This window comes from Streptomyces luomodiensis (genome assembly GCF_031679605.1).
GTDB lineage: Bacteria > Actinomycetota > Actinomycetes > Streptomycetales > Streptomycetaceae > Streptomyces > Streptomyces luomodiensis.
Genome location: NZ_CP117522.1, coordinates 172,894 through 198,785, shown reverse-complemented (window position 1 = coordinate 198,785; position 25,892 = coordinate 172,894). Strand labels below are relative to the sequence as shown.

The window sequence follows — 25,892 nt, the reverse complement described above, 5'->3', positions numbered from 1 at the left end:
ACAGACGTTTGCGGTTGAAACTTCCTCCACGCATGGGGACCTCTGGATTCTTGAGTAGGCGGTTCCGGCCGGCCCCGTCAGAGAAGCGGAGAACTTCGTGGCCGGGGTGTGGCGGACGGTGCCCGCGGCCCGGTCGCGGGGCAGCGATGAACCAGGCCAGGCCAGGCCAGGCCACGGGAGTCTTGGATCAGTAGCCGTAGACCATCTTGTAGGCGACCTCGGGGAGGAACTGCCCGGCCGAGGAGCCGGCTCCGACACCGCAGTTGCCGTCGGACTCGCCCGGCGTCTTGACCCACAAGAGCATCTCGGCGCCTCCGCCCCGCTGGGTGGGGGTGCCGATACGGCGGCCTGAGGGGTTGCACCACTCGCCGTTGGAGCCGTTGCCGTTGCGGCTGGTGTCCACGACGAACGGCTTGGTGTAACCGTAGCGGGCGTTGAGTTCACTGTTGACGGCGTTGCCGTAGGCGGTGTTCTCGTTCGTGGTGAAGTAGTTGGAGACGTTGAGGGAGAAGCCGTGGGCCTGCCGGAGGCCGGCTTCGTGGAGGCGCCGGGCCATGGTCGCCGCGTCCGTCCAGCCCGGGTTGCCGGCGTCGAGGTAGACCCAGGTGTTGGGGGCCTGGCGGCTGAACTGGGTGAGGGCGCCGGTGAGCATGCCCTCGCGTTCGTCGATCTGAGCCTGGGTCATGCAACCGTAGTCCCCGAGAGAGTCCGGTTCGAGGATGACGACAGCCGGGCGATTGGCGATCCCGCCGGCGAACTGGGCGATCCAGGTCGCGTAGGCGGACGGCGAAGCGGCCCCGCCCGCGGAGTGCCCGCCGCAGTAGTCGCGGTTGTATATGTTGTAGGCGACGAGGATGGGCAGTTTGTCCCCCTGGTCGGCGGCGCCCACGTAGGCGCCGGTCGCGGTGCCGATGGTGCCGCTCCAGGAGCCGAACCAGCGGGCCATCGGGGTATTGGCGATGGAGGCATTGATCGCGGATGCCCGGCCGTCGGCGGGGTTGGCGGCGACCCATCTCTTCGCGCTGGAGTCAGGGTCCACATAGAACCCGTTGGTCATGGTGGTCGGGTCGGCCGCGTGGGCGGACGGTGCGATGGCGAGCGCCAGCGGCAGGGCGAAGAGCGCTGCCATCAGGGCGCGGAGTCTGTGGCGCATGGCTGTACCTCGGTTTCCTGACAGGGATGTGTCGCACGCTCTCGGTCACGAGCGAGCGACGCGCTGAGGAAGTGCGGTGGTACGACGCCCCCCTTGTGCCGCGACGACTCTCCGGCCGGGACGGACAGGGCCGAAGGTCGGCAGCGCAGTTGGGAGCGCTCCCATTGGGAGCGCTTCCAAAAGCGCTGAGAGCACTTGGGGTGTGGTCGGTATCGTGTTGCGAGCTGGTCAAGCTGTCAAGGGCCGACGTACAACTCGCCCTTCACAGGGCGAGGGCAAGGCTCTACAGTCCCATAACTGGAAGCGCTCCCAATCTCCCGGTCCCTGAGGGCTCCATGCCCGTCCTCCGTCGCCCACCGGGCGGGTGGCAGGGGCATGAGCCGGGGAGAGACGCTTCCCGTCCGATCGAGGGGAAGGGGGCATGACTCATGGCGGAAGACGCGCCGCGTCGGCAGCCGACGCTCGACGAGGTGACCGAACTCGCCGGCGTCTCGCGCTCCGTGGCCTCCCGCGCGATCAACAACGCACCGCACGTCAGCCGCGCCAAACGGGAGGCGGTCGAGCGGGCCGTCCGGCAACTCGGCTACGTACCCAATCCGACCGCCCGTGCTCTGGCCACCCGTCAGACCGGAGCGGCCGCCCTGGTCGTCTCGGGAGAGGATCCGTCGATCTTCGCGGATCCGTTCTTCGCCCAGGTGATCGTAGGAGCGTCGGCCGCTCTGGAGGAGGCCGACCTGCATCTGATGCTGTGCCTGGCAGCTTCCGACCGGAGCCGCAAGCGGGTGGAGGGGCTCCTTCGCTCCAAGGGCGCCGACGGCGTCATGCTGATGGCGCTGCGTGAGGACGATCCGCTGGGCCGGATGGCCGAGGAGGCGGAGACGCCCGTAGTGTTCGGCGGACGCCCGGTCGGCACGGTTCCCCGGTGGTACGTGGACGTCGACAACGTCGGTGGAGCGCGCGAGGCGACCGAGTACCTGGTCTCGCGCGGCCGGACTCGCGTAGCCGCGATCTGCGGGCGTCTGGACACCGAGGCCGGACGCGCCCGGTACCGAGGCTACCGGGACGCCATGCTGGCAGCCGGCCTCGGTCCGTTCCCGCCGCAGGAGGGGGATTTCACCGAGCCCAGCGGAGCCGCCGCCATGGCCGCGCTGCTGGTGAACCACCCCGACGTGGACGGGGTGTTCGCCGCCAACGACAACATGGGCGCGGGAGCGCTGCGCGCATTGCGCGAGGCCGGCCGACTGGTCCCCGCCGACGTCGCAGTGGTCGGCTTCGACGACCTGGCCGTCGCCCAGATCGCCGATCCGCCCCTCACCACCGTCCATCAGCCCATAGCCGCTCTCGGCCGGGAGACGGCGCGCATGCTCGTCGCACTCATCAGCGGACAGGACCCCACCCCGCTGATCCTGCCCACCCACCTGGTCACCCGCGGCAGCGCCTGACGGGCCCGCCCCGACGAGCAGGTCCGTGAGGGGGGTGGACCAGCGTTCCGTCGTACGGACGATCTCCGTGCCGGAGCGGCCCCCGGAGCTCTGGGCCCTGGCCGCGGGCAGCGTTCCGGCCGTCGGCGTCGAGGAAGGCCGAGGCACTCACGACGACGGCGAGCGGCAGCGGGACAGACATCAGACATCCACGACGCGCGCCGGGCCGTGATCAACGCGATGAACCCTGATCGCTCCAGCGGCAACAGCGGCGTGGTCAGGCGGAAGTCATCGGCCGCGCTGACCGAACGGGCGAAGCCGGTACGGGTCAGGACGTGACGGCGCAATCGCTGACCTGCCGGCCGAACAGCCCATGCCGCAGCGTGGTGCGCACCGTTTCCTCGATGGCCGGGGAGCCCGGTGGGCCCGGCGCTGTTCACGCTCCTGATGGGGCGCGGGCGAACCGGAGCGGCGATGGGGGATGGGTGGCGGAACGAACACGGCCACCTTCCGATCTTGAAGGGTGGAGGACGCCATGATCCACAGGGGCCGTGTTCGTCTGCTTCCAGGGCCCACCACCGACGTCAACCAACAACTGAAGCTGGGACGAGCCGGGCAAACACCGGGGTTCTGACGCGCACCCTGACGCATGGCGGGTTCTGCTCAGGCAGACGGCGGAGTCCGCTGTGCCGGACACATCTCAGTCGCTCGCGCCGAGAGTCTGCGCAAGTGCGTCGAGGGTCACGTCGACGATGGCGCGCAGCTGCTCCGTGCTCGTTCCGGCTCTGCTCATGACGGCGAGGGACTGGTTCACGGCCGCAAGGTGGGTCGCGAAGGACTCGGCCGTCTCGTCGGGCAGTCGGCCGGCCTTCAGCGCGGCGCGTAGCCGGGTGTGCTGGAAGCCGATCGCCTCCCGTGCACGCGCCGCGACGCTGGCGCTCAGCGCTGGGATCGCCATGACCGTTTGGGCCACCAGGCATCCGTCGGGCAGACCGGGGTCCGCGATGCGTTCCAGGGTGATGTCGAAGAACGCCCGCGCGGCTGCCAGGGGCCGGTCGGCGGCGCAGGACAACGCGGCGTCGTACTTGTCTCCGTAACGCGTGGCGTAGCGCTCCAGGCAGCGCATGAAGAGCGTGTCCTTGTCGCCGAGGGAGGAGTAGATGGAGCTGCGGTTGAGTCCGGTCGCCCGGGACAGGTCGTCCAGCGACGTGTCCGCGTAGCCGTCCCGCCAGAACTGGATCATCGCGGCATCGAGCGCCGTGGCGATGTCGAACTGCTTCTTGCCTGCCATGCCGCCCCTCCCTCCTGCTCTGCCTTCTTGGTGGAGACCATCATCCATCATGAACTAAACAGTTCAAGATGAGGTAGGGTGAAGGCATGATCAAGGCCGGATACCCCGCAGACCTCACGGCGCGGCGACATACGCACCGCGTGCTCGCGGTCGGCGCCGTCGCGTTCGCCTACACCGTTGTCATGGCGGGCGGAACACTGACGATCCCGCTGTACGTGCTGTGGGCCACGCAATTCGGCTTCGGACCGCTCATCACCGTTGTCGTGTTCATCGCCTACGTCGTCGGAGTCGTCGGCACCCTGCTCGTGGCCGGTTCCCTGTCCGACGCCATTGGCCGCCGTCCCGTTCTCGCGCTGTCGCTCGCCCTCACGGCGCTGAGCGCTCTGGGATTTGCGCTGGCAGACGGCCTCACGGTCCTGCTGATCTCGCGTGTGCTGAGCGGCGTGGCGACCGGGCTCATCACCGCGACGGCAACGTCGGCGATCGGGGAACTCGTGCGCGGGCGCAGGGCGGCAGCCGTGCTGAGCACCGCTGCCAACATCGGCGGCCTCAGTCTCGGCGTCGTCACCGCGGGCGTCCTGGCACAATGGGTCACGGCACCGACTCACACCGTGTTCTGGTGCTACCTGGCGGCGTGCGCCGTCGCCGGCGTCTCCTGGCTGGTCATCCCCGAGACCGCAGAGGAGACCGCAGACCGAACAGCGCGCTGGCAGCCTCGTATCCGCCGCCCGGTCCTTCCCGACGGAGCAAGCCGGGTGCGGTCGTTCGTCGCCAGCGGCGTGCTCGTCGCGGCCTCCTCGGGCGTCAACGGGTTCTTCTCCTCGCTGGCTCCTGCGTTCCTGCGCGACGACCTGGGCGTATCGAACTTCGCCGTCATCGGCGTGGGCGTCGGCACGCTGTTCATCAGCGCGCTGCTGGCGCAGACCGTCACGCCTGCGGCCCTTTTGCGACGCGACATCGGGACGGCCCTCCTGGCCGTGGGGATGATCGTCATAGAGGCCGCGCTGTGGACCCACTCCGCGCCGCTATTCATCGTCGGCACTGTCTTCGCCGGCGCGGCAGTCGGAACGCTGTTGCGACACGGTCTGAGCGTTACCGACGCACTGTGCGATCCCGGCAATCGAGCCGAGCTCAACGCAACCTACTTCTTGTTCCTCTACTCCGGGCTCGTCGTCCCGGTCCTGCTGCTCGGCTTCGCCGACCAGGCCGTCGGGACACGCGCCTCCAGCACCATGCTCGCCGCTCTCGTCATATCCACCGCGCTCGTGGGCCTCGCCCTCGGCCGACGCACCGAATCAACCAGCACACCCGACACCTTCAGCAGACCGTCAACACACCTCACCCCAGTGGAGGAAAATCATGAATGACCCCGCAAACGCCCCCCGCGTCCCCGGCAACCCGGTCCGCGACCTGCCGCTACCCGAGCTGGCCGGTTTCACCCACCGTTGGGTCGACGCGGACGGCGTCCGGCTGCACGCGGTCGAGGGCGGTCAGCCGGACGGTCCAGCCGTCGTGCTGCTCGCCGGGTTCCCGCAGACCTGGTGGGCATGGCGCAAGGTGATGCCGAACCTGGCCGACCGATTCCACGTCATCGCGATCGACCTGCCGGGCCAGGGCCACTCCGAACGCCCGGACATCAGCTACGACACGCACACGGTCGCCGCGCACGTCCACGCTGCGGTCAAGGCCCTCGGAGTCTCGACATACTGGCTGGTCGCCCACGACATCGGCGCGTGGGTCGGCTTTTCCCTCGCCTTGAAGTACCAGAGCCAGTTGCGTGGCCTGGCACTGCTCGACGCCGGCATCCCGGGCATCACACTCCCTGACGCCATTCCGACCGATCCCGAGCGGGCGTGGAAGACCTGGCACTTCGCCTTCCACCTCGTGCCCGACCTGCCCGAGACACTGCTCGCCGGCCGCGAACGGGAGTACGTCGGCTGGTTCCTGAAGGTCAAGACCCTCTTCACCGACACCTTCGACGACGTTGAAGTTGAGCAATACGCCGCGTCCGTGGCCGCCGACGGCGGTCTCCGCGCATCCCTGGCCTACTACCGGGACGCCGCCGAGTCGGCGCGGAAGAACCACGAAGCGCTGGAACAACAGCGCCTGGGGGTCCCGGTTCTCGGGATCTCCAGCAGCCACGGCTCCATCCCCGACATGGCAGCTTCCATCAGGCCGTGGGCCGACCACGCCACCGGGATCGTCGTGCCGGACGCAGGACACTTCATCCCCGATGAACAGCCCGATGCCGTCGCTGCCGCGCTGACCGACTTCATCACCGAAGACGATTGAGACTGGGCGGAAGCAAGGGTGAGGACCGGCACCCGCAGTCCGGCATCGCAGTACTGCGATGCCGCCTGGTCCGCTCTGCGGGTGACAAGCGGCGCCGAACTCGTCACGCAAGGCGCTCCAACCCCAGGGCCCCGGTGTTTGCCCGGCTGGTCCCACCTTCAGTACGGCGGGACCAGCCGGCGAGGGGGACGCCTGCGCGTGATCACCGGGCGTCGCCCCTGCGCTCCGTCTGGGGTGACGACAACCGGTCTGCTGACGCCCGTGGTGGTACGGGTCGTTGGAGCGGGCCGGGCCTCGGCCACCGGGCGGAGTCGGCACCGGCCGTCGTCCGGCGTCCACGCCGTCGCGCCGCACCGGACGGGAGGGGGACCGCGCCGTGGACCGGCCGGTCCACGCCCTCGGGCGGGTCCCCCCGGGGGGTCGGGGTCCGGGGGGGGGCAGGTCGCCTTCGTCGACGGCTTGCCGGAACCGGTCCTTGAGGTGGGCGGTGCCCTCGTCGCGCCGGGCGAGCCCGAGGAGGGCTGACGGCGGTGAGGAGCGGTGAGGATCAGGCGCGGTTGGTGGAGAGCGGCGGGGCGTCGGCCTTCCTACGGCGCTCCGCCGCCCCCTTCCGCGCCCTGGCGGCAAGACATCATCGCGCGGCGGGAGGAAACGTGACCCGCCAGAGCCTGGCGTGGTTCCGCCTCACGCGGTCAGCCATGTGCTCGCGGTGGTACGCGCGGCCAGCGCGGCGGCGTCCGGGGTGACCCCGATGCCCGGACCGGTGGGCAGGTCGAGGTGTCCGTCCCGGAGCACGAACGGTTCGGTGAGGTCGTGCTCGTAGTAGCGGGCGGAGCCGGAGGTGTCGCCCGGCACGGTGAAACCGGGCAGTCCGGCCAGCGCGACGTTCGCGGCGCGGCCGATGCCGGTCTCGAGCATCCCGCCGCACCAGACGGCCACGCCGTGGGCGCGGCAGACGTCATGAACGCGCCGGGCCTCGAGGTACCCGCCCACACGCCCCGGTTTGATGTTGACGATTTGGCACGCCCCGAGCGCCAGCGCGTCTGCGGCCCCCTGGGCGGAAACGATCGACTCGTCCAGGCAGATCGGCGTACGGATGAGCCGTGCCAGCTCCGCGTGCTGGCGCAGCTGTTCCTCCTGGAGCGGCTGTTCCACGAGCAGCAGTCCGAAGTCGTCGAGCCGCGCCAAGTGCCGGGCGTCGGCGAGGGTGTACGCGGCGTTGGCGTCGACCTGCAACAGGATGTCGTCGCCGAACCGCTCCCGCACCGCGCGCACGGGCTCGACATCCCATCCGGGCGCGATCTTGAGCTTGATCCGCAGATAGCCCTCGGCGAGGTAGCCGCCGACGACGTCGAGCAGCTCCGGCACGGAGTCGAGGATGCCGACCGAGACGCCGGCGGGCACCCGGTTCCGGGTCGCGCCCAGGTAGTTGCCCAGTGACTCGTCACGGGCCCGCAGTTGCGCGTCGAGCACGGCGGTTTCCAAGGCGCCCTTCGCCATCCGGTGCCCGCGCACCGGCGCGAGCAGTTCCGCGACCTCCTCGGCTCGCACCTCGCCGCGTTCGAGCAGCCGGGGGCCGAGGAACCGTTCCAGCACCTCCGCCGCGCCCGCCACGTATTCGGAGGAGTACATCGGCGCGCCGAACGCAACGCATTCGCCCCAGCCCTCGGCTGCGGGGGTGACCACGCGCACGAGCAGCAGGTCCCGTTCGTGAACGGTGCCGAAGGACGTGCGGAACTTGTTCCGCAACGGCATCGTCACCCGGATCAGCTCGATTCCCTCGATCTTCATTCGGTTCGTCCTTTCGGGAAGGCCGCGAGCACGGCGGCGGCGATCGCGGATCGTTCGGTCAGGGCCGCGACCGACACGTGTTCATGACGGGCGTGGGCGCCGTCACCGACCGCGCCGATCCCGTCGAGCACCGGGACTCCGGTCGCGGCGGCGAAGTTGCCGTCGCTGGCGCCGCCCACGGACACCTCGGCGAGGTCCGCCCCGAGTTCCGCGGCCGCCGCGCGGGCGAGGCCGGCCATGGCGGTGATCGCGGGGGTGCGTTCCATCACGGGCCGGTTCCACTCGCCGGTGACGGTGATGTCGGCCCGTGGGTCGTGGGGTTTCAGGCGCGCGAGCGCGTGGTCCACCCGGTCCGCCTCGGCCTGGCTGGCGACCCGCACGTCGACCCGTGCGGCGGCTCGCCCCGCCACCACGTTGATCGCGCTGCCGCCGTGTACGAGGCCGACGTTGACCGTGGTACCGGCCGCCGGATCGGCCAGGGCGTGCAGTTCCAACGTGACCCGGGCCATCTCGTCGATGGCGCTCACCCCCTTTTCCGGCTCCAGCCCGGCGTGCGCCTCGCGTCCGGTCACGGTCACGTCGAAGATGCCGACACCCTTGCGGCCGGTCTTCAGCGCACCGGCGGCACTGCCTTCGAACACGAGGACGGCCGCCGCCCCGGCGCAGGCACGCTCGATCACCGGACGGGAGACAGGGCTGCCGATCTCCTCGTCGCCGTTCAGCACGAGCCGGACCGGGGGCGCCTGGTGTCCGGTGGCGTAGAGCGCGCGCAGCGCCCAGACCGCCTGCGCCAGCCCGGCCTTCATGTCGAAGATCCCTGGCCCGGTCGCCCGGTCGCCGTCCACCGTGCACGGCCAGTCGGCGAGCGTGCCCGCCGGCCACACCGTGTCGTAGTGGCCGAGCAGGACAACCGGCGCGCAACCGGTACCGGCGAACTCGAGGGTGAGTGTGTCCCCGTGAGAGCCGCCGTCGGTACGGGAGCGGTGCCGCGGTTCGCCGAGCATGCCGGTGACCCACCGCTCGAGCCGGGCCAGGCCGCGATCCAGCAGTGCCGGGTCATCGCTGGGGGTTTCCTGACCGACCAGGTCCAGGACGTCGTCCAGCACGTGCCCGCGGTGCCGTTCGAGCCATCGGTGCAGGCCCGCGACGTCGACATCGCGCAGCGCGGAGGGGTCGGGTACAGCCATCATCGCCATGCCTCCTGTGGAGTCCTCTCGTTCACGGCCACCGACCGCCGCATCGTTTCCGGCAGGCCCAGGACGCAGACGGCGACGAGCGCCGCAACCGCCAGGCCCAGCAGCGGCACACTCCACGTGGCCCTGCCGGAGGACACGAACACCAGGGTGGCCACGGTCGGGGCGAGCCCGCCGCCCAGCGCGGCACCGAGCTGGTAGCCCAGCGACGCGCCGCTGTAGCGGACCGTTGCCGGGAACTGTTCGGCGATCATCGCGGGCGTCGCGCCCTTCATCGACGCCGTCAGCGGTGAAGCCAGCGCGAACGCCAGGTGGAACAGCACCGGGTTGCCGTTCTTCACCAGCCAGAAGAAGGCGAACAGGTAGACCCCGGTCAGCACCGCGCCGACGAGCACGACGGGACGCCGGCCGAAGCGGTCCGCCAGCGCTCCGGACACCAGCGAGAAGATGGTGGCTCCGGTGAGGAAGACCGCCTGTGCCCCGAGGCTTTCACCGGTGGAATGGCCCACCGCGACGGCGTAGGTGAGGAAGAAGGAGAAGCCGATGTAGGCGATGGCGTTGTAGCCCAGGCTCAGGCCGAACGTCAGCAGCAGCGCGCGGGGGTGGTGGCGGACCACGGTGACCAGTGGAACGGCCGGTGGGGCGCCGGAGTCCGCCTGCCGCGGCACGTCGTCCACGCCCTGGCGAGCGACCAGGCCGACGACGATCAGCAGACCGCCCAGCAGAAACGGGATCCGCCAGCCCCAGGTGAGCATCGCGTCCGGGAACAGTGCGTTCATGGTCGCGAAGACGGCGATCGCCAGCAGTCCGCCGATGCTGATCCCGGCGCCGGTGAAGCTGCCGTAGAACGCCCGTCTGTCCGGTGGTGCGGACTCGACCCCGTACAGCGCCGCGCCGCCCCACTCACCGCCCGCGGCGAGGCCCTGCACCAGGCGCAGTACCACGAGCAGGATGGGGGCCCACACACCGATCACCGCGTAGGTCGGCAGCAGCCCGACGGCCATCGTGGACAGCCCCATCGTGGTCAGCGTGAGGATCAGCATCCGGCGCCGCCCGACACGGTCGCCCCAGTGCCCGGCCAGAATCCCGCCGAGCGGGCGGGCCAGGAAACCGGTGCCGAACGCGGCGAAGGCCAGCAGTGTGCCGACGAGCGGATCGTCGGCGGGGAAGAACAGCTTGTTGAAGACCAGCGAGGCTGCGGTGCCGTAGATGAGGAAGTCGTAGTACTCGAGCGTGGTCCCCATACAGGACACGAAGAAGATCTTGAGCATGCCGGGGCGTGCTCCGGGTGGTGCGGCCATCCAGCCACTCTCCTTGACGCGCTTGGGCGCCCCTTGGTGACGAAGTCGTGCAGCAGTTCTACAGTGTCCGCCGCATTCAGGCAAGGATTCGGCGACCAATGCCTGATTCAGTCGTTCCGCCGATGGTGGCGCACCAGCACGGCGGCCGAGCCGATAGGCTGCCTGATCCGTGCGCTGTCGGCGGCGTGGACGCCGGTTCCGCGCACCACGTGACGAGAAGAAGGGCGCCGATGGCGGACGATGGCAAGCTGGACGACGCCGACCTCGACCTGATCGCTGCGCTGCAGCACGCGCCCCGGGCACCCTTCGACATGCTGGCGCGTGTGCTCGGCAGCTCCGCGCGCACGGTCGGGCGCCGGTACGGCCGTCTGCTGGACGAGGGCCTGCTCCGTGTCATCTGCGAGGTGGACTGGTCGCTGCTCGCCGAGGGACCGCCCGTGCACCTGTGGATCGACACCGAACCCGGACGGGCCCGCGAGGTCGCCGCCGCCCTCGCCGACCGGGCGGACACCGCACACGTCGGCATCACATCCGGGCACGGGGACGTCTACGCCGTCCTGCACGGGATGACCCGGGCGGCGACCAGCTGTGCGCTGGTCGACGACATCCCGGGCATCCCGGGTATCCGCGGGGTACGGGCGCACTGGAGTCTGCGGAGGCTCACCAGTTCCGCGGCGTGGCGGCTGCCGCGGCTGACCGCGGACCAGGAGGCGGCGCTCGCCGCGCACACCGCGGCCGAGGAGGGCAACGACCCGAACCTCGGCCCGTTGGAACGCGAGGTGGCGGCCGTACTGCGGGACAACGCGCGGACCCCCTACTCCGACCTCGCCCGTGCCCTGGACGTCTCCGAGTCCCGTGCCCGGCGCACGGCGACGGCGATGTTCGCCTCGGGACTGCTGCGCCCCCGCGTAGAGGTCGAACCGCGACACCTCGGCTACCAGGTCGAGGCGGTACTCGAAATCTCCTGCCCGCCGAGCGCGGCCACCCGGCTGAGCACAGCGCTCGCCGCCCACCCGGCCACACGGTTCCTCGCGCTCATCGGCGCTGCCAGCACCTTCGTGTGCGACGGTGTGTTCCGCGACGAAGGAGACCTGGCCGATTTCATCATGGGCGGGGCCGCCGCGGACGTCGAGGTCACGGCCGTCGCATGCACGCTGCAACTCGAAGTCTGGAAGCGCTATTGGCGGCGAACGCCGCACTCGGAGCGTCCGCCGGGACAGGGACGCCGATCCGCGCCTCGGAGCCTGCCCGCAGGCTGACCCCTCGGCGCGGGCGGCGTTTCCCTGGAGCTCGCCGACCGGCCACTTCTCTGTCGCGTTCGGCGTGTCGAAGTGAATCGCGGCCCTGGGTGGCCGCTGCGCGATCCTGACGTGGCCGGCCTGGCCGGCCTGGCTGGCGAGGAGGCGTGTGGAGGGTGAGCCGGGCCGGACGGCCCGGCCCAATCAGTCGTTCCCCGGAGAGCGGAGGTATGACGCGGCCCCGGAGCTGCGGGGGAGCGGCGCACCGAGGCCGTGCCGGTGGGGTGCGGGAGGTGTGGTGTGGCGTGTCCGGGATGACGCCCTCGCTGTCTGGCGGGTTGTCAGAAGTCGTAGGGCTTCTCGGTGTTCCAGTTCAGTACGTCGGCCTCGTTCCAGCTGAACTGCTGCTTCTCGCCCTTCATGACGACGGAGTAGAAGGGGTTCTGGTGGCCGTCCGCGTCGCGCAGTGCGATGGCGAGCGACTGGGCCGTCTGGTTCTCCGATCCGTAGTCGAAGAGGTTCACCGCGCTGTATGCCGTGCCGCCGGGCTGGAGCGTGATGTGCTGGTCGCCGCCCGGGTTGTCCTTCTTCGAGTGCGGCAGTGCGGTGTCGTCGTCGCCGAGCTTCACGGCGGGGTAGGAGGTGACCCAGCATGGCGTGGTGCCCTCGTTCGAGGCGGTGATCAGCAGGTGGTCGCCCTGCTGTCCGGCGAACCGGTGCACCGCGGTGACCAGCAGCTCGTCGCCGCGGCACTGCTGGGCGGCGGCCGCTGCGTCCTTGCTGGCGACCTCGTCGGACCCGTCCGAGGTGGTGGCCGAGCGCGCGTCCGTCTTGGTGTCACCGTTGCTGTTGGCCTGCTCCGCGCCGTCCTTGCGGTCCCCGTTGGACGCGGACCGGCTCTGCGCGGTAGCGGCGGCGTTGTCGCCGCCTGCCGCCTTGGAGTCGCCGTCGGCGCCGCCGCAGGCGGTCAGGCCCAGCGCCAGCGCGGCGGTGACGGCGGCCAGGGCGGCGGTACGAATCCGGGACGTACGCATGATCGGGTTCCCCCTTGGGTTTGGTGCGGGAGTCTTCGTTGGCGGTTCCCGCGGTCTGGACACCACTTTTCCCGGGGCCGCTGACGTTTCGGAAACGTCTCACTCACGTCCGGCAAACGAACCGCTCGCGAACGGGTGAGACCGAGCCGCGGGCGGACAGTCCGTCTCCGTCCGCGCCGCGCCACGGTGCCGTCCGTGTGGCTGGTGGATGCTGTACTTGATCTTGATGAGGTCGCCCGGACTCCGGGTATCCGGGCGGATGGGCCGAGCCCCCGACCGGCCCCCGCGGCGAGGTCTATACCGGTGTTCCGACTCCGTGCAGCAGGGTGTCCACCACACGTGCGGCCAGCTGGTCGACGGCGCCGATATCGACGAGCTCCCGCCCTTCTTCGGCCGCCTCGTGGATCAGGGCGTAGTAGACCCGGCGGGCCCACTCCAGGTCGGTGTCCGCGGACAGCAGGCCGGCCTCCTGTGCGCGGCGGAAGAGCTGATCGCACTGGGCCAGGACGTCGGCGTGCACGCGCGCCGCCTCGGGGTCGGAGGGAGCGGTCCGGCTCATCGCGAAGCTCCAGCCGATCTTCACCTGCAGGACGTTGGCGGTCACCTGGTGCAGGGCGACCAGCGGTGGGGAGGTGAGCGGGCGGGCGGCCTCCACGGCCTGGTGGAACCGCTCGGTCGCCCAGATCACCAGCGCCTCGACCAGTGCCTCGCGGGTGGCGAAGCGCCGGTGCACGGTGGTACGGGCCACCCCGGCCGCCGCTGCGATCTGTTCCATGGTCGCCGCCGGGTCGGCGGCCAGGACGCGTTCGGCCGCCTCCAGGATCGTCCGCACCGTCCGCTCCGCATCGGCGCGCAGCGCGCGCCCCCTCGTCTCCATGAACGCGACAGTACATCCAGGACGCCGAACCCCGGCTACTTGCATCACAGATGTTGCATCTACTAGCTTTACAGCGTCGCTGGAGTAGCGACTTGTTCATTGCCGCGACAGGAGCGCATCCCATGGATCTGCAGCTGAAGAACACCACCGCCGTGGTCACCGGCGCGAGCCGCGGCATCGGACTCGCCACCGTCCAAACGCTCATCGCCGAAGGCGTGCGCGTGGTGGCCGCCGCCCGCACCATCACCCCGGAGCTGAAGGAGACCGACGCCCTGGCCATACCGGTGGACCTGCTGACTCCCGACGCCCCCGCCCAGCTGATCGACCGCGCCACCACCGAGCTCGGCGACCTCGACCTGCTCGTCAACAACGTCGGCGGCGGCGACAGCGGAGAGGGCCAGACCGGCGGCTTCCTCTCCTTCACCGACCAGCAGTGGCAACAGTCCCTCGACCTGAACTTCCTGGCCGCCGTGCGGACCAGCCGGGCGGCGTTGCCCAGCCTGCTGCGCCGCCGCGGGGCGCTGGTCAACATCTCCTCCAACGGCGCCCGGATGCCGCATGCCGGGCCCGTCCCCTACACCACTGCCAAGGCCGCGCTGACCGCGTTCGGCAAGGCACTGGCAGAGGAGTTCGGACCGCAGGGCGTGCGCGTCAACACCATCTCGCCGGGCGCGGTGCGTACCGCGATGTGGGAGAGCCCGGATGGCTATGGCGCGGAGCTGGCCCGCTCCATGGGGATCACCCAGGAGCAGCTGCTGGCTCAGATCCCGGCCTCGATGGGCATGGCCACCGGCCGCCTGCTGGAACCGTCCGAGGTTGCCACGGCCGTCGCCTACCTCGCCTCACCGCTGGCGGCCAGCATGTCCGGCACGGACCTGCTGATTGACGCTGGAGCTGTCAAGACCGCCTGACAAGACGTCTCAGAAAACGGAACTGACCCGCCGTGGGTCAGGTGTGCGAAGGCGTGTCCGCAAACGGCTCGTTCTGCGGCGATCAGTCGGTTGACCTGCTTCTTCGCGGGCGGGAGCTTCTTGCCCCTGGGCTTCTTCCAGCCGGTGATGACCGCTGGGGCGCTGCTGTCGTCGCCGCCACCGTCGAGGCCGACGAAGCCGAGGCCGGTGATCGCGGCGTGGCCGGCCGCGCGGAGTCGGCCGGCCACGTGGTCATCTGGTGGTCTTCCGGTTCCGAGGGGCTGCCGCGGTGAAGCGCGTCATTTCTCGGCCGGGGCGGGGGCTCGGGGAAGGCGTAGCTGGAAGCATGCTCCGAGGGTCCGGGGGGTGAGGGTGAGGGTGCCTCGGTGGCGGTGGGCCAGGTCGCGGGCGATGGCGAGGCCCAGGCCGGTGCCGCCGTGGTCGCGGGAGCGGGCGTCGTCGAGCCGGACGAAGCGTTCGAAGATGCGCTCGGCGTCCTCGGTGGGTACGCCCGGTCCGTCGTCGTGCACCGTGAGGACGACCCAGGTGTCCTGGTTCCGGATGGTGATCTGGATGCGGTGGGCGGCGTGGCGGGCGGCGTTGTCGAGGAGGTTGCGCAGCAGCCGTTCGTATTCGTCGGGGTTTCCGTGTACGTGTGCGGGGGCGGTGCTGTCGCAGGTGAGGGTCAACGGTCGTTCGGTGAGGGGGTATTGCTCGGTCAGCCGGGAGGCGAGGGCTGTCAGGTCGACGGTTTCGGGGTCGGCTGTGGGGGTGCGGGTGTCGAGGCGGGCGAGGAGCAGCAGGTCTTCGGCGAGGGCTTGGAGGCGGCGGGTCTGTCGTGCGGCGGTGGTGGCCGCGGCGGGCCAGTCGGTGCGTTCCGGGTAGGCGAGCGCGACTTCCAGGCTGGCCAGCAGTGTGGTGAGGGGGCTGCGCAGTTCGTGGGCGGCGTCCGCGACGAAGCGGCGCTGCTGGGCGGCGGCGTTGTCGAGGCGTTGGAGGGTGGTGTTGATGGTGGTGGCCAGGGCGGTGATCTCGTGTCCCGTGGCGGGGACGGTGACGCGTTCGCGGGGGTCGCTCGCGGTGACCGAGGCGGTGAGGACGCGGATGGCTTCGACCGGCCGCAGCGCGATGCGGACGGCGAAGTAGGCGATGGCGCCGATCAGTACGAGGCTGACGAGCCCGGCCCGCAGCAGCAGGCGGTCGGTGGTCTTGGTGATTGCCTCGGCCGTGTGGGGGAGCACCACCACATAGACGCGCAGCTGGGCGTCGGCGGCGACGCCCAGAGCGGCGGCTTTGTCGCTGCTCAGTTCATCGGCGCTGATATCGGCGGACATCACCATGTAGGTCCGGCCGGCCATATCGGATCCGTCCCTGGGGTTGTCGTCGCGGCGCACCGGTATGCGGATGGGACGGATCGTCAAGAGCGCGGATTCCTTGGCCTGCGATGGGGCGGGCAGCACATGGCGGGTGCCGGGATCGAGATCGTCCATGCCTCCGCCGTAGGCGACAGCGGAGCGCCGGCCGCTCGCGACGACCTCGTACGGCACGGCGCTTCTGCGAACGGGAACCACACCCTCCTTCAGCTGATCGACGAGAGCCCAGAGCTGTTCCTGGGCTTGCTTCTCGGCGATCCGCGTGCCCTCACGGTAGACGTCGTGGTGTACCCACCAGCCGGTGCCGACCAGGATGACGGCGGCGGCCGAGGCGGCGGCCAGGGCCGCGCGGGCTCGTACCGAACGCGGCCACCAGCGGCGTCGCGGCTCAGTCGCGTTCACGGTCGTCCACCAGCCGGTAGCCGGTACCCCGTACGGTCTGCAGGGACTTCCGGTGGAACGCGGTGTCCACCTTCTTGCGGAGAGCGCTGACGCGCGCCTCCACCAGGTTGGGATCCTGGGCGTCGTCGGGCCACGCGTGATAGAGCAGATCCGATTTGGAGACCGCCTGGCCCGCCCGGCGGGCCAGCAGCTCCAGCACGGCGAACTCCCGGGGTGTGAGTTCCACCCGGGTCCCGGCCCGGCGGCAGACCCGGCCGGCGACATCCAACGAGAGGTCGCCCACCGCAAGGACGGGCGGGGCGGCCGTGGCGGCTCGTCTGACCAGGGCCCGCAGCCGTGCGACGAGCACCATGTAGGAGAAGGGTTTGGCCAGGTAGTCATCGGCCCCCGTGTCCAGGGCCTCTGCCTGATCCCACTCCCCGTCCTTGGCGGTGAGTACCAGGATGGGGGTCGCGTTGCCCTCCCGGCGCAGCTGGGCGCAGACCTTGTAGCCGTTGAGTCCCGGCAGCATCAAGTCCAGTACGACAAGGGCGTATTCGCCGGTCCGGGCCATCCACAGTCCCTGCCGGCCGTCGTGGGCGAGGTCGACGCTGTAGCCCTCGGCGGTCAGACCGGTGTGCAGGGTGTGGGCAAGGTCCACCTCGTCTTCGATCACCAGGATGCGCATGGGGTGCAGCCTCGCACAGCGCCGGCCCGCCTTCCTGATCGGCCGGTCAGGTTGGGTCAGCAACGGGTCAATGGAGTCCGGCCACGCTGGCGGAGTGTGTTCGCCACTGCTGAAAGGCCCTGTCGCCGATGTCCCTTGATGAACGTGCCCCGGCCGTGGTCAGGACCGTTTCCCCTCCCGTACCTGCCCGTCGGCAATCACCGAGCCCGGCCAGAGCCGTTGTCGTCATCGCGCCCTTGTCGCTGACCATCGCTCTGGGGCTCTGGGGTATCCGCAGGAAGAACACCATGTGGGGGGACGAGTCCGTCACCTATCAGCTCGCGCACCGCGATCTTTCGCGGATATGGCACACCGCCCAGCATATTGATCTGGTCCATGCCCTCTACTACGCCGTGATGCATGAGATCTTCGGTCTCTTCGGCGGAGGGCTGCTGACGTTGCGGCTGCCGTCTGTGCTGGCAATGTCCGTGGCGGCGAGCGGAGTCGGGCTTCTGGGGCTACGCCTGGCGGGACCCCGCGCCGGGCTGCTGGCCGGGCTGGTGTTTCCGCTCCTTCCCCAGGTGCAGAAGTACGCGCAGGAAGGCCGCTCGTATGCCATGGTCTGTGCCCTGGTCACCTGGGCCACCTATGCGCTCGTGGTCAGCGTCCCGCATCGCGCCCGGTGGCGGTGGGCGGTCTATGGCTCCACCATGCTGCTGGCCTGTCTGCTCCATGAGTTCGCGGTTCTCGCCCTGGTCGCACACGGCGTCACACTGGTCGTCTCCCGTGTTCCACGACCGGTGCTGAGGGCGTGGAGTGTGGCCGCCGCGGGCGTTGTGGCCGGGCTGTTGCCACTGGCGATCCGCAGTGCGGGGCAGTCGGGGCAGGTGTCCTGGATCGGCGGACCGGTGCGGCTTCGTTATTTCCTGGTTGTGGCGGTCGTGGGTGTGGCGTGTGCCCGATGGCCCCTGGGGGTGAGGGGGCCCGTGCGGCTTTCCGCGCTGGCTGTGCCGATTCTTGTGCTTCCGGGCCTTCTGCTGCTGATCACCTCACTGGTCAAGCCTCTTTTCGTCGACCGGTATGTGCTCTACAGCAATATCGGAATCGCGTTGCTGCTGGGTACCTGGATGGATTACTTCCACCGGTTGCAGCAGTCTTCCCGCAAGGTGTGGATCGCGGTGGTTGCCGTACTGGCCGCGCTGGTCCCGCCGAGCCTGTCGCTGAGGACGCCGCAGAGCCGGAGCAATGACGTCACCGCCATCGGCGCCGCCGTACGCGGGGAAGGCCGTCCCGGCGACGGGCTGCTCTATCTCTCCGGCCAGCACCGGATCTTGACCGCGGCCAACCCCGAGGACACCCGTTTTCTGACAGATCTGGCCCTGGCGCAGGATCCCGTTTCGTCGAACACCCTTGCAGGTGTCGAGCTTCCCGCCCAGGATATTGCGGCACGCATGCTGGAATTCGACCGGATCGTCGCGGTCCGTGCGGCGGGTGCGCACTCGCTGACCAACCCGCAGGAGGAAGCGAAAACACGCACTCTGCGGCGCCATTTCCGCGAGTACGGAACAACCCATGTCAACGGGGCGCGAGTCACCGTCTATGTCCGAGACCACGACCCGTCTTCGAAGGCCGGTCCTGGATCCAACAGCCCGGGAGCGAGCGGTGGGGCGATGAGGTGACTGCGACTGGTGCCGGCCCGGCCGGCACCACCGCCGTCATGCTGTCTCGACCCGGAAGCCACGGACCTCGACTCGCCGGTCGTTGCTGCCGCGGGAGGCTGCTGCTGTTCTCCGCGCTGCCCGACTCCTCGCGACCGCACGCCAACGGCGCCTGCGATTCGCCCGCCACTGACCATGGACGGAAGAGATCACCGACACGATCAGTCGGCTCGGCACCTGGCCGGGCCTCGGTGAGGTACACGACATCGCGCGGGTGAAGGTGAACGGGGCCGACGAGGGGACCGTGTGGTGCGCGCTTTGCCGGCGGCGGCCGTGGCCGTCTGAGAAGGGGAGAAGGGGCCGGCCCGCCGGTCAGGTGTGCAGCAGGGCCGGCATCACCCAGTCGTCGATGAACCGGCCGAGGTAGTCCGGGTCGAGCAGGGTCCCGTCGAGCGCGGGGCGGCTCATGGCCAGGCTCCGCATGGTCTGCGGCAGGAAGTCGGCCGCCGCGGGCCGGTGGGTCAGCTCCCCGCGCTCGACCGCCCGGTCGACGAACCGCATGACGTGCTCGGTGTCCGGCCGGAACAGCGCCGTCTGTACGGCGGAGGCCAGCTCGTCGTCGGTGAGGATGGCGTGGCTCAGGGCCGCGTAGAGCCGGCTGTCCTCCGGAGCGTGCCGGGCCAGGCGCTCGGCAACCGTGATCAGGTCGCCCCGCAGGCTGCCGGTGTCGACCTCCGCGGGCCGCACCGGTCCGCTGCTGCGGACCGCGGCCGAGACCAGGCCGGCCTTGGTGCGCCAGAGCCGGTAGAGCGTCGCCTTGCTGCAATGGGCACGCGCGGCCACGTCGTCCATGGACAGCGCCTCGTAGCCGGTGTCGCCGAGCGCCTGGAGGGTGGCGGTCGGCACCTCCCGCTCGCGCTCCGCGGTGACCCGTGGGCGTTTGACGGGGGCAGCGGCCTCGTCCGTAGCCACAGACGCCTCCTGGATGAATTGAAACGGTCCCGTACGCAAACCAGGGCGGTACGGGGCTCAGGACTGTTCCACGATGCGTCCCGCCTGCGAGGCCATGTGGCGCAGCCAGGTGTGGGCGGGGTCCCGTTCGTGGGCGGGGTGCCACCACAGGGATTCCAGCAGGTCGCCCAGTTCGAAGGGGAGGGCGGCGATGGTGACGCCCTGGCCGGCGGGGTGCAGCCGGGCGACGCGCTCGGGCATCAGGCCGATGCGGTCGGTGCCGCGCACCAGGTGGGGTACGGACAGGAAGTCCTCCGTGGTGATCGAGGACTGTATGCGTACGCCCTCCTGGGCCAGGCGCGGCATCGTGGAGAGCCCCGAGAAGGGGTGCTGGTAGGCGAAGACCCAGGGGCGGCTGGACAGTTCCTCCCGGTCCAGTGGCCGGTCGGCGGTGTCGGAGGAGATCACGCAGACCCAGCGGTCCCGGTACAGCTGCAGCATGGGCATGTTCACCAGGACGCCCTGCGGCAGCACGATCGCGTCCACGGCACGGAGTTGGTCGGAGGCGCGGTGCACGAACTGGGCGGTGCTGTGCTGGAACGTCAGGCGCACCCGAGGTGCCTGCCGTTGGACCAGGTCGGCCAGGACCCGGCCGAAGACCGGTAGGTGGCAGTCGGCCACGACGAGGGTGAACTCGTGCTCCGACTCCTCGGGGTCGAAGTCGGCGCGGGTCTGGAAGACCCGGTCCGTCCAGCTCAGGGCGAGTGAGGTCTGCTCGGCGAGGCGCTCGCCCAGGGCGGTCAGCTCGTAGGAGTTGCCCACGCGGGTCAGGAGTTCGTCGTCGAAGTGGCGGCGCAGCCGGGCCAGTGCGGCGCTCAGGCTCGGCTGGCTGAGTCCGAGGCGCTGGGCGGCACGCGTCACGCTGCGCTCCTGGAGCAGGGCGTCCAGGGAGATGAGCAGGTTGAGGTCCGGGCTCATGTCCACCCCTTCGTAGGAGCCGTCACGGCGCATCAGCTTCATCTATAACGGACATCAGCGAATTCAGCTTCCCTGATGAAGTTCCGCCCGGCAAGACTAGGGCACCGCGAGTCCGGGGACACAGCCGCACCGGACTCCGCGTTCCCGGCAGCGCCTATCGCCTGCCGTATCGACGCGTGGAAAGTTCCAGAAGGGCAGGGACGCCGATGTCCTCGTTTCACGTTCTCATCGCCGGCGGAGGAATAGGGGGCCTCTGTCTGGCGCAAGGATTGAAGAAGGCCGGAATAAGCTGCGCAGTCCATGAGGCGGCCCCCGGCATCGTGCGGACCGGATACCGGCTGCACATGAACGCCACCGGCGGCGGGGCCCTCAAGGAGTGCCTCCCGGAGAACCTGTACGAGCTGTACATGCAGACCTCGCGGATCACACCGCGCCGCGAGGTGTTCGTCATGCTGGACAGCCAGTGCGAGGAGCTGGGCGCGCGCCCGCACATCGGGCCGCCGAACGACCCCGACCGCCCGCACACCGCGGTCAACCGGCGCACGCTGCGCCAGATCATGCACACGGGCCTGGAGGACATCGTCCACTTCGGCCACACGGTCACCGGCTACGAGGAGGACGGCGACGCGATCCGCCTGCTCTTCGCCGACGGCACCTCCGCCGCCGGTGACGTGCTGGTCGCCGCGGACGGACTCCACTCCCCGGTCCGCCGTCAGCGGCTGCCGGAGATCCCCACGTTCGACACGGGCATGCGCAGCATCGCGGCCTGCGTCCCGCTCACCGACGACCTGGTCGCCATGCTCCCCGACGCCCTGTTCGACGGCTTCGTGCTGGCCAGTTCGGCGGACGGGGTGAATTTCTCCTTCGGTGCCTGGCAGCCCCGCCGCCCCGTCGCCGAGGCCGTCGCGGAACTCGCCCCGGACGCCGACATCGACCACGTCGAGCCGTACATGATGGTCCACTGCGGCTTCACCGAGGGCAGCCCCTACCTCGCCGGCATCCCCGACCTGTGGAGCGCTGGCCCCGAGGAACTGCACCCCGTCATGCGCGAGGCCGTCCGCGACTGGCACCCCGCCGTGGTCGAACTGGTCGAGCGCGTCGACCTGTCCACCGTCGCGCCCATGTCGGTACGGCGCCTGGAGCCCGTCGACGCCTGGGAGACCGGCCGCGTCACCTTCCTCGGCGACGCCATCCACGCGATGCCGCCCTCCTTCGGCTCCGGCGCCAACACCGCCCTGCGCGACGCGGCGTCCCTGGCCGGCGCACTGGACCGCGCGGCCAACGGCGACGGCGACCTGCTGCGGGAGATCGCCGCCTATGAGGAAGGCATGCGCGCCGAGGTCTGGCCGATCTTCCGCGCCTCGGCCGACCCGCGCTCCTTCAGCCAGGCCGACTTCCTGCCGGACGACGTGCCCGTCGCAGGCCGCTGACCCTCCCGCAACCCCCGTACACCCACGTACTTTTGGAGAGCACCATGCCCGTGGTCGAGGACATCGAGTTCACCGTTGACGGCATCACCCTGCGCGGCTGGCTGACCCGCCCCGACGACGCCGAGGGACCGCTGCCCGTCGTCATCCTCCAAGGCGGCCTCGGCGGACCGGCCGAGTCGATGACGTTCCAGGCCCAGGGCTTCGCCGAACAGGGCCTGGCCTGTCTGACGTACGACCACCGCTGCACCGGATACAGCGGCGGCGAGCCCCGCCAGATGTTCGACCCCTGGCAGCAGTGCCGCGACCTGCGGCACGTCATCACCCAACTGACCCTGCGCGACGACATCGACGGCGACCGCATCGGCCTGTGGGGCGTGAGCATCGGCGGCGCCAACTCGATGTTCGTCGCCGCCACCGACACCCGCGTCAAGGCCGTCTCCGCGATCATCCCGCCGGTCAGCGGCTGGAGCGCCCGTAAGCTCCAGCCCGCCGACACCCTCGCGGAGCTGGAGGCGCTCATCCCCGTCGACCGTCAGGCCCAGGCGAAGGGCGAACCGGCCAGGACCATCCGGCTGCACGGTGAGCCCGCGCCCGGCGACCCCGTCATGTTCAGCGACGAGGAGGGGCTGGAGTTCGTCGAGAACATGATCCACAGCCTGCCGAGCTTCAAGAACGCCATCACCATCTCCACCCTGGACCACCTCTTCGAGATGGAGGTCCGCGCCTACGCCGAGCGCATCACCCAGCCCACGCTGATGATCCTCGCCAGCGAGGACACCGTGGCGCCGGTGGAGGAGGCGAGGGAGATGTTCGAGCGCATCCCCGAGCCGAAGGAGCTCATCGAGTATCCCGGCCAGCACTACGAGATCCTCTCCAACCACTTCGGCGAGATCATCGCCCGCTCGGCGAAGTGGATGGCCGAGACGCTCGCCGAGTAGTACCCGCCCCGCAGTCTGCACCACCGCCCGCCCGGTCCGTCACGGCCGGGCGGGCGGCCCCGCCCCGTGCCGCCATCCGCCACCGGGCGACCGTCCCGCCTTACTCGCAGCGGCTGTCGGAGTTCTCACGCTAAGAGGTTGTCTCACGTGGCACGTTTCGCGAGCTTCTTGTAGCAGGTCAGGGCGGCGGCCATGGCCAGGCCTCGGCTCTGCCAGTCGTTGCGGACCACGCACGGGATCTTGAGCCCACGAGCACCCCATGGCAGGCTCGTGCCGCATGATCGATGAATTCGCGAAAGACAACCTGCACGGGAGACTGCGGCGGGACCGCAAGGCGCTGCTCTGGAAACTCGACGGCTTGTCCGAATACGACGCCCGCCGACCTTTGACAGCGACCGGGACCAACCTCCTCGGCCTGGTCAAACACGTGGCCACCGTCGAGGCCAGGTACTTCGGCGAGGTCTTCGACCGCCCTTCCCCGGAACCGCTGCCCCGGTGGCAGGACTACAACGGCAGCGATCTGTGGGCGACCGAGGACGAGACCCGCGAGCAGATCATCGGGTTCTACCGGCGCACGTGGGAACACTCGGACGCGACGATCAACGAGCTTCCCCTCGACGCCCCCGGCCACGTGCCGTGGTGGCCGGAGCCTTATCCCAACACCAACCTGTTCGCCATCATGGTCCATGTCCTCGGCGAGTCCAACCGGCATGCCGGGCACGCCGATATCCTGCGCGAGGGCCTCGACGGCCGGACCGGGGTGCGCGCCGAAAACGAGGAGCAGATCGACGAGCAAGCCCGTACAGCCCACTGCGCGAAGATCGAGCAGGCTGCCAGGACAGCCGCATCAATCAAGGCTTAGAGGTTTCTCACGTGACGTGATGTTCGTGCGGCATGATGCCGGTCGTGGGTGCTGATCTATCGAAAAGTGTCTGGTTCCTGATGAACTCTGGGTGCTGGCCATCCCGTTTGCCGCCGACGTTCGGCACGTCGCCCGCCACCGCGCATCGCCGCTTCACGGTACGGACCGAGGCCGGCCTGTGGCGTCGGCTGCACCGGGCGGTGCTGGACGAACTCGGGCCCCGGGGCGAGGTGGACTGGACCTCGGCGATCGTCGACGCGGCCTCCGTTCGCGCCAAAAGGGGGGATCGCTGACCGGGCCGAACCCGGTCGATCGCGGCAAGAAGGGGCAGCAAGCCGCACGTGCTGTCCGATGCCCAGGGCATCCCGCTCGCCGTCGCCGTGTCCGGCGCGAACATGCACGACAGCCTCGCCCTCAAGCCGCTCATCCGCGGCATACCCGCCGTCCCGTCCCGCCTTGGACCACGGCGGCGCCGACCCGTCAAACTCCACGCGGTCCTCGCCTTTCTCGGCCTGGCCGCCGCCCTGACCGGCTACAAGAAGCTCGCGAAACGTGCCACGTGAGACACCCTCTTAAATGAACGTTGTTCATTAATTTCCGCTACAATGAGCCGCATGTCCTCCTCGTCAACCCGGTCCCGCGGCCGGCCACTGCGCATTGGCCGTGAACTCTACTTCGCCAACGAGGGGACACGGGAAAGCAAGATGAGTCACCGTCGGCCCATGCGCCGGAGCGCCCGGTGAGCACGGACGGGATCAGGGACCGGGAGCGGGTATGGCTGGTACGGCTTCGGCCCGAGGACGAGGCGGTGATCGGCTCCGCCGTGTCCGATCCCATGCTGGTCGCCGAGGTGGTCGCCCGGGTCGGCCGCGCCGCGGCGGGGTGGGCCATCGAGGCCGGCCAGGCCATGGCGGCCAGACGAGACGTCCACGGTCTCTCCGACGTCCGGTACGTCCACTTCCGGCCGCGCCGTTCCTACGAGGCCCTGGCTCTGTCCGCCGTCGTCTCCCTGTCGGGGGACCACACTCCGCCCGCTGCTCTGCGCAGCGAGGTCTCCGCCCTGGTCAGGGAAGCCGTACCGAGGGGTGTGTCGGTGGACGTGGGGCTCCAGGGCGTCCAACTGTTCCACTCGGACTTCCTCGGCAGACTCTTCGACTGGTGCGGTGCCCATCTGCCCCCGGAGAGTCAGTCGGAGGTCATGCGGCAGATGTCCGCGGACTTGTTCGAGGGGATGGCCGCGCTGAGCGCCCTGATGGCACAGGAGTTTGCCGTCACCCGTGACCGCTGGCTCGCCGGCGCCGCGGCGGCCCGGCAGGAGATGGTGCGGGACATCCTCGCGGGCCGGAAGATCGACCGCGACGTGGCCATGAGCCGACTCTCCTACGATCTGACCGTGCACCATCTGGCGCTTATCGCCTGGTCCGACACCGAAGTGGCCGGCGGCGCCGATGAACTCGCCGAGGCCGCGACGCGGCTGCTGACGACCGCCGGATGCTCCTCGGTCCTGCTGGTACCCACCGGCACGGCCAAGTTGTGGGCGTGGGGAGGCAGGGTCAGCGGTCCGCCCACGCCGGGCCCGGACCGGCAGTCCGCGCCGCGGAACCGGGGGCTCCCGCCACATCTGCGCGTCGCGCTGGGGCGTCCCGGATACGCCCTCGCCGGCTTCCGCCGCTCCCACGAGCAGGCGCTGGCGGCCGAACGGGCCGGCCGGGTGGGACGGTCTCCGGGGCCCGTGTACGACTACGAGCGGCTGGAACTGCCGATTCTCCTGAACGCCGACCCGGTCGCGGCGGCGGAGTTCGTGACCCGGGTGCTGGGGCCGCTCGCGGCCGACGACCCGGCGATGGCGGAGCTGCGGAGCACGCTGAGCGCCTACCTCGACGACGACCGTGCCGTCTCTGCTGTCGCCGAACGGCTGCATATCGCCAAGAACACCGTGCTGTACCGGGTGAAGAAGGCCGAGCAGCTGCGCGGGCGTCCGGTGAAGGAGGGCCGGCTGGCGGTGCACGCCGCCCTCAACTTCGTCGAGGTGTTCGGACCGCCGTCGCAAAGACCGGACTGAACTCTGGTCGCCGTCACAAGAGACCCGTCGCGTCGCTCGGCTTGACTCGGTCGCATCGGGGCGTGAGCCCGGACCGAGACATCCAAGGAA

At 70.0% G+C, this 25,892-nt stretch carries 22 protein-coding genes and 1 pseudogene; 12 read left to right on the top strand and 11 right to left on the bottom strand.

The genetic code is table 11. The features are described 5' to 3' along the window. Positions 1–187: 187 nt before the first annotated feature. Positions 188–1,153 (bottom strand): glycoside hydrolase family 6 protein, encoded by a 966-nt coding sequence (locus PS467_RS00910; protein ID WP_311033476.1) that lies wholly within the window; start codon positions 1,151–1,153, stop codon positions 188–190. Positions 1,154–1,581: 428 nt separating this feature from the next. Between PS467_RS00910 and PS467_RS00905 the strand changes: the two genes are divergently transcribed. Further along, a complete protein-coding gene (locus PS467_RS00905) occupies positions 1,582–2,595 on the top strand; it encodes a LacI family DNA-binding transcriptional regulator (protein ID WP_311033475.1) in 1,014 nt (337 codons plus the stop codon). Between the two features lie 679 nt (positions 2,596–3,274). Here PS467_RS00905 and PS467_RS00900 read toward each other — a convergent pair. After that, complete coding sequence (locus PS467_RS00900; protein WP_311033474.1) at positions 3,275–3,865, bottom strand: TetR/AcrR family transcriptional regulator; 591 nt, start codon at positions 3,863–3,865, stop codon at positions 3,275–3,277. Between the two features lie 86 nt (positions 3,866–3,951). On the opposite strand from PS467_RS00900, the gene PS467_RS00895 reads away from it, so the two are divergent. Continuing rightward, on the top strand, positions 3,952–5,232 hold the full coding sequence (locus tag PS467_RS00895) for an MFS transporter (protein WP_311033473.1): 1,281 nt from the start codon (positions 3,952–3,954) through the stop codon (positions 5,230–5,232). Further along, on the top strand, positions 5,225–6,157 hold the full coding sequence (locus PS467_RS00890) for an alpha/beta fold hydrolase (RefSeq protein ID WP_311033472.1): 933 nt from the start codon (positions 5,225–5,227) through the stop codon (positions 6,155–6,157). Before PS467_RS00895 ends, PS467_RS00890 begins: the two co-directional genes overlap by 8 nt. 684 nt (positions 6,158–6,841) lie before the next feature. Here the strand turns inward: PS467_RS00890 and menC are convergent. The 3 genes from menC to PS467_RS00875 are packed head-to-tail and all read right to left on the bottom strand — an operon-like array spanning position 6,842 to position 10,442. Next, positions 6,842–7,948 (bottom strand): o-succinylbenzoate synthase, encoded by a 1,107-nt coding sequence (gene menC, locus PS467_RS00885; RefSeq protein ID WP_311033471.1) that lies wholly within the window; start codon positions 7,946–7,948, stop codon positions 6,842–6,844. Beyond that, positions 7,945–9,138, bottom strand: a complete 1,194-nt coding sequence (locus tag PS467_RS00880) for a M20 family metallopeptidase (protein WP_311033470.1) — start codon at positions 9,136–9,138, stop codon at positions 7,945–7,947. The genes menC and PS467_RS00880 overlap by 4 nt, the downstream gene beginning before the upstream one ends. Beyond that, complete coding sequence (locus tag PS467_RS00875; RefSeq protein WP_311033469.1) at positions 9,135–10,442, bottom strand: MFS transporter; 1,308 nt, start codon at positions 10,440–10,442, stop codon at positions 9,135–9,137. Before PS467_RS00875 ends, PS467_RS00880 begins: the two co-directional genes overlap by 4 nt. 230 nt (positions 10,443–10,672) lie before the next feature. Here PS467_RS00875 and PS467_RS00870 point away from each other — a divergent pair, with 230 nt between their 5' ends. Further along, positions 10,673–11,701, top strand: coding sequence for an Lrp/AsnC family transcriptional regulator (locus tag PS467_RS00870; RefSeq protein ID WP_311033468.1), 1,029 nt, complete (start codon positions 10,673–10,675; stop codon positions 11,699–11,701). A 320-nt stretch (positions 11,702–12,021) separates the two neighbouring features. On the opposite strand, the gene PS467_RS00865 is transcribed toward PS467_RS00870, so the two are convergent. Both PS467_RS00865 and PS467_RS00860 read right to left on the bottom strand, forming a co-directional pair. Further along, positions 12,022–12,714 (bottom strand): DUF4232 domain-containing protein, encoded by a 693-nt coding sequence (locus PS467_RS00865; RefSeq protein WP_311033467.1) that lies wholly within the window; start codon positions 12,712–12,714, stop codon positions 12,022–12,024. Between the two features lie 295 nt (positions 12,715–13,009). Beyond that, the gene (locus tag PS467_RS00860; RefSeq protein ID WP_268969473.1) at positions 13,010–13,591 is read right to left on the bottom strand and encodes a TetR/AcrR family transcriptional regulator; all 582 of its coding nucleotides are present in this window, start codon (positions 13,589–13,591) and stop codon (positions 13,010–13,012) included. Between the two features lie 122 nt (positions 13,592–13,713). Here PS467_RS00860 and PS467_RS00855 point away from each other — a divergent pair, with 122 nt between their 5' ends. Both PS467_RS00855 and PS467_RS00850 read left to right on the top strand, forming a co-directional pair. Next, complete coding sequence (locus PS467_RS00855; protein WP_311033466.1) at positions 13,714–14,502, top strand: SDR family oxidoreductase; 789 nt, start codon at positions 13,714–13,716, stop codon at positions 14,500–14,502. 53 nt (positions 14,503–14,555) lie between these two features. After that, positions 14,556–14,795 carry a hypothetical protein gene (locus tag PS467_RS00850; protein WP_311033465.1) on the top strand — a complete coding sequence of 80 codons (240 nt, stop codon included), beginning with the start codon at positions 14,556–14,558 and terminating at the stop codon, positions 14,793–14,795. A gap of 6 nt (positions 14,796–14,801) precedes the next feature. Here PS467_RS00850 and PS467_RS00845 read toward each other — a convergent pair whose 3' ends face one another. Together PS467_RS00845 and PS467_RS00840 are read right to left on the bottom strand one after the other, a co-directional pair. Beyond that, positions 14,802–16,277: a sensor histidine kinase gene (locus PS467_RS00845; protein ID WP_311033464.1), complete on the bottom strand. Its 1,476-nt coding sequence runs from the start codon at positions 16,275–16,277 to the stop codon at positions 14,802–14,804. Beyond that, complete coding sequence (locus PS467_RS00840) at positions 16,264–16,944, bottom strand: response regulator transcription factor (RefSeq protein WP_311033463.1); 681 nt, start codon at positions 16,942–16,944, stop codon at positions 16,264–16,266. The genes PS467_RS00845 and PS467_RS00840 overlap by 14 nt, the downstream gene beginning before the upstream one ends. A gap of 128 nt (positions 16,945–17,072) precedes the next feature. Between PS467_RS00840 and PS467_RS00835 the strand changes: the two genes are divergently transcribed. Next, positions 17,073–18,602: a glycosyltransferase family 39 protein gene (locus PS467_RS00835; protein WP_432280521.1), complete on the top strand. Its 1,530-nt coding sequence runs from the start codon at positions 17,073–17,075 to the stop codon at positions 18,600–18,602. Positions 18,603–18,953: 351 nt separating this feature from the next. Here PS467_RS00835 and PS467_RS00830 read toward each other — a convergent pair whose 3' ends face one another. Together PS467_RS00830 and PS467_RS00825 are read right to left on the bottom strand one after the other, a co-directional pair. Then, entirely contained in the window at positions 18,954–19,553 is a 600-nt protein-coding gene (locus PS467_RS00830; RefSeq protein WP_311033461.1) for a TetR/AcrR family transcriptional regulator, read from the bottom strand. Positions 19,554–19,610: 57 nt separating this feature from the next. Further along, on the bottom strand, positions 19,611–20,552 hold the full coding sequence (locus PS467_RS00825) for a LysR family transcriptional regulator (RefSeq protein ID WP_311033460.1): 942 nt from the start codon (positions 20,550–20,552) through the stop codon (positions 19,611–19,613). A 302-nt stretch (positions 20,553–20,854) separates the two neighbouring features. On the opposite strand from PS467_RS00825, the gene PS467_RS00820 reads away from it, so the two are divergent. From PS467_RS00820 to PS467_RS00800, 5 genes and pseudogenes are all read left to right on the top strand, one after another. Next, complete coding sequence (locus tag PS467_RS00820) at positions 20,855–21,940, top strand: FAD-dependent oxidoreductase (RefSeq protein ID WP_349256455.1); 1,086 nt, start codon at positions 20,855–20,857, stop codon at positions 21,938–21,940. A 44-nt stretch (positions 21,941–21,984) separates the two neighbouring features. After that, entirely contained in the window at positions 21,985–22,878 is an 894-nt protein-coding gene (locus PS467_RS00815) for an alpha/beta hydrolase (protein ID WP_311033458.1), read from the top strand. Positions 22,879–23,155: 277 nt separating this feature from the next. Beyond that, on the top strand, positions 23,156–23,740 hold the full coding sequence (locus tag PS467_RS00810; RefSeq protein ID WP_311033457.1) for a DinB family protein: 585 nt from the start codon (positions 23,156–23,158) through the stop codon (positions 23,738–23,740). Between the two features lie 65 nt (positions 23,741–23,805). Further along, positions 23,806–24,231: pseudogene (locus tag PS467_RS00805) on the top strand (transposase); the annotation flags it as partial. Positions 24,232–24,479: 248 nt separating this feature from the next. Further along, positions 24,480–25,802 carry a PucR family transcriptional regulator gene (locus tag PS467_RS00800; RefSeq protein ID WP_311033456.1) on the top strand — a complete coding sequence of 441 codons (1,323 nt, stop codon included), beginning with the start codon at positions 24,480–24,482 and terminating at the stop codon, positions 25,800–25,802. Positions 25,803–25,892 lie beyond the last annotated feature (90 nt).

Excerpts from the sequence above, each read along its gene's own strand:
- PS467_RS00825 (WP_311033460.1), bottom strand. The coding sequence starts at position 20,552 with ATGAAGCTGATGCGCCGTGACGGCTCCTACGAAGGGGTGGACATGAGC.
- PS467_RS00820 (WP_349256455.1), top strand. The coding sequence starts at position 20,855 with ATGAACGCCACCGGCGGCGGGGCCCTCAAGGAGTGCCTCCCGGAGAAC.
- PS467_RS00910 (WP_311033476.1), bottom strand. The coding sequence starts at position 1,153 with ATGCGCCACAGACTCCGCGCCCTGATGGCAGCGCTCTTCGCCCTGCCG.
- PS467_RS00880 (WP_311033470.1), bottom strand. The coding sequence starts at position 9,138 with ATGATGGCTGTACCCGACCCCTCCGCGCTGCGCGATGTCGACGTCGCG.
- PS467_RS00810 (WP_311033457.1), top strand. The coding sequence starts at position 23,156 with ATGATCGATGAATTCGCGAAAGACAACCTGCACGGGAGACTGCGGCGG.
- PS467_RS00875 (WP_311033469.1), bottom strand. The coding sequence starts at position 10,442 with ATGGCCGCACCACCCGGAGCACGCCCCGGCATGCTCAAGATCTTCTTC.
- PS467_RS00835 (WP_432280521.1), top strand. The coding sequence starts at position 17,073 with ATGTCCCTTGATGAACGTGCCCCGGCCGTGGTCAGGACCGTTTCCCCT.
- PS467_RS00855 (WP_311033466.1), top strand. The coding sequence starts at position 13,714 with ATGGATCTGCAGCTGAAGAACACCACCGCCGTGGTCACCGGCGCGAGC.
- PS467_RS00815 (WP_311033458.1), top strand. The coding sequence starts at position 21,985 with ATGCCCGTGGTCGAGGACATCGAGTTCACCGTTGACGGCATCACCCTG.
- PS467_RS00905 (WP_311033475.1), top strand. The coding sequence starts at position 1,582 with ATGGCGGAAGACGCGCCGCGTCGGCAGCCGACGCTCGACGAGGTGACC.
- menC (WP_311033471.1), bottom strand. The coding sequence starts at position 7,948 with ATGAAGATCGAGGGAATCGAGCTGATCCGGGTGACGATGCCGTTGCGG.
- PS467_RS00860 (WP_268969473.1), bottom strand. The coding sequence starts at position 13,591 with ATGGAGACGAGGGGGCGCGCGCTGCGCGCCGATGCGGAGCGGACGGTG.
- PS467_RS00900 (WP_311033474.1), bottom strand. The coding sequence starts at position 3,865 with ATGGCAGGCAAGAAGCAGTTCGACATCGCCACGGCGCTCGATGCCGCG.
- PS467_RS00890 (WP_311033472.1), top strand. The coding sequence starts at position 5,225 with ATGAATGACCCCGCAAACGCCCCCCGCGTCCCCGGCAACCCGGTCCGC.
- PS467_RS00840 (WP_311033463.1), bottom strand. The coding sequence starts at position 16,944 with ATGCGCATCCTGGTGATCGAAGACGAGGTGGACCTTGCCCACACCCTG.
- PS467_RS00895 (WP_311033473.1), top strand. The coding sequence starts at position 3,952 with ATGATCAAGGCCGGATACCCCGCAGACCTCACGGCGCGGCGACATACG.
- PS467_RS00865 (WP_311033467.1), bottom strand. The coding sequence starts at position 12,714 with ATGCGTACGTCCCGGATTCGTACCGCCGCCCTGGCCGCCGTCACCGCC.
- PS467_RS00870 (WP_311033468.1), top strand. The coding sequence starts at position 10,673 with ATGGCGGACGATGGCAAGCTGGACGACGCCGACCTCGACCTGATCGCT.